At 60.6% G+C, this 5,540-nt stretch carries 9 protein-coding genes; 7 read left to right on the top strand and 2 right to left on the bottom strand.

Annotated elements, in window-relative coordinates:
• The coding region (locus tag BMZ43_RS25785; RefSeq protein ID WP_093257821.1) for a type II toxin-antitoxin system RelE/ParE family toxin at positions 1-266 on the top strand (266 nt) is incomplete at its 5' end.
• Positions 267-273: 7 nt separating this feature from the next.
• Here BMZ43_RS25785 and BMZ43_RS25780 read toward each other — a convergent pair.
• The gene (locus tag BMZ43_RS25780; RefSeq protein ID WP_177344871.1) at positions 274-1,491 is read right to left on the bottom strand and encodes a MobA/MobL family protein; all 1,218 of its coding nucleotides are present in this window, start codon (positions 1,489-1,491) and stop codon (positions 274-276) included.
• 43 nt (positions 1,492-1,534) lie between these two features.
• Between BMZ43_RS25780 and BMZ43_RS26680 the strand changes: the two genes are divergently transcribed.
• The 5 genes from BMZ43_RS26680 (at position 1,535) to BMZ43_RS26365 (ending at position 4,733) form a co-directional block, all read left to right on the top strand.
• Positions 1,535-2,122 (top strand): hypothetical protein, encoded by a 588-nt coding sequence (locus BMZ43_RS26680; protein ID WP_177344870.1) that lies wholly within the window; start codon positions 1,535-1,537, stop codon positions 2,120-2,122.
• A 184-nt stretch (positions 2,123-2,306) separates the two neighbouring features.
• The gene (locus tag BMZ43_RS26675; protein WP_177205258.1) at positions 2,307-2,567 is read left to right on the top strand and encodes a hypothetical protein; all 261 of its coding nucleotides are present in this window, start codon (positions 2,307-2,309) and stop codon (positions 2,565-2,567) included.
• Entirely contained in the window at positions 2,564-3,043 is a 480-nt protein-coding gene (locus BMZ43_RS25765) for a 3'-5' exoribonuclease domain-containing protein (RefSeq protein WP_177205259.1), read from the top strand. Before BMZ43_RS26675 ends, BMZ43_RS25765 begins: the two co-directional genes overlap by 4 nt.
• 617 nt (positions 3,044-3,660) lie before the next feature.
• A complete protein-coding gene (locus BMZ43_RS25760) occupies positions 3,661-4,182 on the top strand; it encodes a replication/maintenance protein RepL (RefSeq protein WP_091810518.1) in 522 nt (173 codons plus the stop codon).
• Positions 4,183-4,352: 170 nt separating this feature from the next.
• Positions 4,353-4,733, top strand: a complete 381-nt coding sequence (locus BMZ43_RS26365) for a DNA-binding protein (protein ID WP_143048483.1) — start codon at positions 4,353-4,355, stop codon at positions 4,731-4,733.
• Here the strand turns inward: BMZ43_RS26365 and BMZ43_RS25755 are convergent.
• Positions 4,723-5,046, bottom strand: a complete 324-nt coding sequence (locus BMZ43_RS25755) for a GIY-YIG nuclease family protein (protein WP_091810520.1) — start codon at positions 5,044-5,046, stop codon at positions 4,723-4,725. The genes BMZ43_RS26365 and BMZ43_RS25755 overlap by 11 nt on opposite strands.
• Before the next feature lie 142 nt (positions 5,047-5,188).
• Between BMZ43_RS25755 and BMZ43_RS25750 the strand changes: the two genes are divergently transcribed.
• On the top strand, positions 5,189-5,386 hold the full coding sequence (locus tag BMZ43_RS25750; protein WP_091810524.1) for a type II toxin-antitoxin system RelB family antitoxin: 198 nt from the start codon (positions 5,189-5,191) through the stop codon (positions 5,384-5,386).
• The last annotated feature ends 154 nt before the right edge of the window (positions 5,387-5,540 follow it).

Raw genomic sequence — 5,540 nt, 5'->3', positions numbered from 1 at the left:
CATCGGCGCGCGAAGACCTCGCCGACATCATCGGCTTCATCGCTGAACACAACCCGCAGGCTGCACGCCGCATGGCGGTGACCATCGAGTCATCGGTTCTGCCCGCAGCCGAGCACCCGTACCTGTTCCGTGCCGGGCGCGAGCCTGGCACGCACGAAATCGTTGCCCATCCGAACTACATCGTGGTCTACCGCGTCACCTCGACGGTAATTGAGGTCGTCGCTGTGGTGCACGCCCGCCAGCAGTACCCGAAACGGGACGAGTGACGCCGCGTTAGCCTAGCCCCGGCCCACGTCGCTTGACGCTGGCCGTCTGGACGCGCTCCTGTCCATCCTGGCCGTACTGGATACGCGGGCTCTCGCCCACCTCATACGGACGCAGTAGCTGGCGTCGGTCATGCAGCGTGGCCCAGTCCCGGCCCGCGTGCTGTGCGACGTGGAAGTCCGTTACCAGCAGGATGGTGCCGGGGTAGGGCTGTCCCGGCTTGGGCGTCTGCACGGTCGTATAACCTTTCCCTGCCAGCTCCGCCCGCACGGCAGAAGCATCGCGCGCGCGCAGCTCGTCCTCACTCGGCGCCGGCGTACTCGCAGGCTCCAATCCCTGCCGCGTGGCCGCCTCCGCGGCGCGCCCCGCCCGGAAGCGGGCCAGCGCTTCACGCGGAGAGGCAGGTACTTTGGCCGCAGCCTGCATCATCTGTCGCGTGCGCTCCTCGAGGGCGGTCCGGATATCGCCCGACAGGTCGATGATCTCGCTGCGCGTGGTCGCGTGAACCTCCGTCAGACGCTGCCATTCGCTGCGGCCCGCGCGTATCTCGCGCACGCGCTCCACTCGCGCCTCGCGCCGCTCGTCGCGCCCCGCACGCGCATGCACCGGTCCCAGCTTTGGCTCCGGCTCAAAGCGGGGATTTCGCGCCATGTTGATACGCTGTTCGTACCCGTTTTTTTCAAGCGTCCGGTTCACTGTCTGTTCGTACCGCTCCCGCGTGTCAGCCACGAACGAACGGGCATTCATCGCCCGATTCTTCGCCGCACCACCTTTTTCTGGATTTGCCTTGTTTGCGCGCCTGAAGAACTGTTCCGGGCCGCGCTCGATACCGTCAAGCGCGCGCTCCGAGAACATCAGATGAACATGCACGTTTCGCCCGCCATCGGCGGCTTTGGTGTCGTGCATGGCAAGCGTGTAGGGGTGGTGAACACCCACGATGCCGTAGGCCATCTGGCGGGCAAAGCGAATCTGGTCATCCCGCCCGGCTAGCTCGCGCGGAACCGAAAACTCAATCTCGGTATAGGCGCGACCGTTCGCCCGTTCATTCGCGTCCGCTGCCTTCCAGAAAGCGAGCGGATCGGTGGCGGCGAAGTCGGGCATATTGTCATGCTCGACATACGCCACATCGTCGCGCGATGCATAGCGGCCTTCGCCCTGCACATATAGGGCATGCGCCGCGCCTTTGCCAGCGCGACCGTTTTTCACGGAGCAATGCACATTCGCCATGAGCGCGCGACGGTTTTGATGTTGGGGTGCAGGGGCATCGCCCTTGCCGCGATCGTTTCTCGAAGAGAAACGAGGAATCGCGCTTCTCTTCACGGAAGAGAAGCGTACCACCGCTCGCGCACCGCAGGCAATCGCCCTTATACTGCTCACACAGAACAACCGTACCAGCGAGGTAAAAGTGTCAGAAACCGTAGAAAGCAAACAACAGCGGCTCGACAAGCTCAAGGCACAACAGCGCGCTTTGCTGGAGCGCGCAAAGGCAGTGGAGCAGCGCATCAGGCGCGCGGAATCCGCCGAAAAATCAAAGCGTCGCAAGCAGGACGACCGGACCAAGCTTCTGGTGGGCGTGGCGCTCCTCGAAGCGGCGCAAAAAAATACTCATTTGCGCACCATGCTCAGGGAAGCTATCCGGGTCCTGAAACCGGCAGACCGGACGTTTCTGACCGAGCAATCAGCGCTGTGGGCAGAGTTCGAAGCGCAGGGGAAAGAAGAGAAGCCCGTCCCGCCCCAGCCTCGCTTCAGCGGCATGGAAAATCCCAACGATCGGCCTGTGCGGACAAGCCAGGATGAAATTGCGGACCATGTGACTCGCGCCGTTCAACGCATCAACAGCATGGACAAAAAACCATGAAAGCGTGCCCGAAATGCCATTGGCCGAAGCCCCGCTTTGGCTATGAGCGCCTTGCCGACCAGTTCTTCGTGCGATGCCCCGCGTGTGGCTTCACCGGCCTGGGCGCTAATTCGAGGGCAGTGGCCGAGGTTTTGTGGCAGACCGCCGACGCGCCGGACCAGCAGGGAAAACTGACGATCCCGCTATGAGCGAGAGCCTTTGCCGAGCCCGAGTCGTCTATGACTACCCCAAGGACGAGCTGGTGGGGACTGTGGTGGCGACCGGCGAAACCTTCGTGACCAGCGACCCGAAACAGATGGCGGAATGGCTGTTTGCCGCGGGCATCCGGCATGGTCAGGTGTCGATGCCGGACTGGCGCGAAGGGGACATTGCCCCAGCCACCGGCGACAAGATCGCGCTGCATCACCGCCTGGTTCAGCTTGGCCGACAGGAATCAGGCGAATGAGCGCTCAGAGGCCACGCAGTCCTTGGAAAACCCGCTATTTCCTCGATACCGAGTTCACGAGCTTCGAAGACTGCCACCTCATCAGCATCGGCATCGTGGGCGAGGATGGACGCGAGTTTTACGCGGAACGGACCGATTTCGACCAGAACGCGTGCAGCGACTTCACGAAAACCGTGGTTCTGCCCCAGCTGGGACAGTTTTTGGGGCGCTCGATACCGCTTCAGCAGCTTCGCGACGAGCTGCGCGCATGGTTTGAGGCCGTACCCAGCAAGCCTAAGCCCGTGCTGTCCTATGACTACCAGGGCGATTACGATCTGCTGGAGCAAACGCTGGGCGGAGGCCTCCCAGCTGGATGGCGCCACGAAAATATCGCCATGAAGGTCGACGCGGCGCGCTTGGCGGCGTATGTGGCTGAGCATGGTGGGGAACATCACGCTCTGTTCGATGCGCGCGCCAATGCTCATGCTTTCCGCTGATACATGCGTCGTAGGACCAAAGGCCTACGACGAAAGACCTACGCGGTACACCCGCGTCCCCGTGGACAGCCGGGGACAAGTCCCTTCGGACTTGCCCCCCGCCTGCCCACAGGGCCCCTCGCGGCGTTGAGCCTACGGCGTGACTCGCTCCGCTCGCCCAAATTGCACATACGTGCCCGAACCCACCCTTCTGCAAGCCATAGGAGGCGCGCAAACCGCTGGAAGGTTTCGCCCGGTGCCCACAGGCACCCGGTTGAGCGGCGGGCGGCCGTAGGCCGTCTGGCGCGATTTATCCGGGTCTTGGCGCTTTAGCGCCTAGACCGGTGCGCCAGAAGCGCTTGCGGACCCCCCTGGGGGCCGTCCAGCCGCCGGGAGGCGGCGTTCATGCCCCCTCTGGGGGCCTGAAGTCAAAAGCCACACCAACATATTAAAAAGGCCAAACATTCTGTGAAATGTGGTTCAAAGCCTTGCCAGTAAAGGAATACAGCGATTTTTAACCTGTGCAGCAGATTGCACAACGTTGTGCAATCTGACGACACTTTTGCAGTCAAAACAGCACGGTTTTGGAATTTCAATGGTATTCTGAGTGCACCAAAAAACATCTGTAGTGATTCAAAATGACCAATCTAACGCTTCCAGAGGATGACTCGCGCGGTCATGTTCAAGGCTGGCTTCAGGTCGATAAGAGAGCGCATCAGAAGATGTGGCAATTCGGCCTGAAGAACCCTACAGGGTTAGCCGTTCTACACTTCCTCACGTCCCGGCTGAACCGAGGGACGAACGGCGTCGTCATGAGTTACGCGGCGATGGCCCAAGCCATGGGCATCGCTGATAGAACAGCCAAAACGGCTATCGCGGCCCTCGCAGAGGCCAAATTCATCCAGATACTCAAGTCCGGCAAATCGAACGTCTACATCATCAATAGCCAGGTAGCGTGGCAAGGAAAACGAGGCGGCCGATTCGCCGCTTTCAATGCCGAAATCATTGTTGCTGAGACAGAACAGGCCGTTCCGGTGGACACCCTCATCGAGGAAAGCAAGGAACTGCAGACCGTGCCTCAACTCATGGAAGGCGAGCGCTTGCTAGTGGGCAATGAGGACATTGACCCGCCCGATCAACAGGAGATGGAACTCCCATGACTATGCGTCGCGACATACACCAACGCCGCGCCTATGCGTTGCACCGCTTGGGTCTCGCCGTAGATCGCCAAATCCGGGCGAAGACCCACGCCGAGAAAGAGCAGGCCACCCGCTGGGCCGCTGCGTGGGGCACGAAAACGGGCCTACGCCCGCTCCCGAAGGACTGAGCTATGGCGATAGTGTCGATTTCCGAAGCCGCCAGACTGGCCGGCAGGAGTCGCAAGACGATCCAGCGCTATGTCTCAGATGGGCGCATCTCGCTGTCGCAGCGTGACGCAGGGCGCAGCGGAATCGACACATCAGAACTGGTAAGGGTTTTCGGGGAACTGTCGCACCCTGCCCCTGCGCTGTCGCATGCGTCAGTGTCGCAGCCTGACGCACCCAATGTCCCATCCGATGTCGTAGCACTGCTGGCTACCTTGCAGGCCGAAAACGCCGTCCTCAAGGCACAGGTCGAAGCGCAGAACGCCAACCTGGCCGACCTGCGACAGTCCCTGCGACTTTTGGAGCATGTCCCAGCCAAACGGCGATGGTGGTGGACTAAAAAATAGACCTTGGTTCCTTCCCTCCTTCCTTCCTTGCTAGGTGCGTCCGGTTGTATCCAATAACAGGGTCACTGCTTCGAAGCGATCGAATGAACTCGCTCTCCATGCGACGTACCTCTTCCTTGCTTTCAGATTCGAAAAGAATCTGCTTACGCAAGGTCAAGTCGGAGAGCTCGGCTTTGCTGAAATCTTGCGCGACTAAGGCGTTGTCCCAGCTGCCGAAATAGCGCAACGAGTGGCCTAAGCCGCCCTCATCCTTGCCGACGTAGATTTTCCCGTTAGGAAAAGTGATCTTATAAACGACGTATTTGAAGTGCATTTAAAAGCCTCCGATGCTTAACCCTTATACTGACCGTGTTCCCGAAAGGGATTTTTGAGTCTCGCGCCGCTTCGGCGTTGAGGGAGCCAGGGCGACACAGCCAATGGTTGGTCGACCTGTAGCCCATAGCATCCCGGACGACATGCCTACTACCTTGTCCCCCATCGAATCGGAATTCGCCACGGTCGAAGAGGCCGAAGCGTACGACCGCTGGTTCCGCGCCAAGGTCCAGGCGTCCTTGGCCGATACGCGCCCGAACGTCCCGCACGATCAGGTGATGGCGGACATGGAATCCATCATCCGGGCGGCAGAAATAAAACGTGCGGCTAGACGGTCGTGACGGCTCACTAGAGCCATTACGACTGGATACCCACCACATGCTTTCCATCGAATGGCGCGCATCGGCGCGCGAAGACCTCGCCGACATCATCGGCTTCATCGCTGAACACAACCCGCAGGCTGCACGCCGCATGGCGGTGACCATCGAGTCATCG

This window comes from Pseudomonas sp. Snoq117.2, assembly GCF_900110545.1.
Classification (GTDB): Bacteria; Pseudomonadota; Gammaproteobacteria; order Pseudomonadales; family Pseudomonadaceae; genus Chryseomonas; species Chryseomonas benzopyrenica.
Note: the sequence above shows the minus strand (reverse complement) of the source record. Positions and strands in the feature narration are given on the sequence as shown.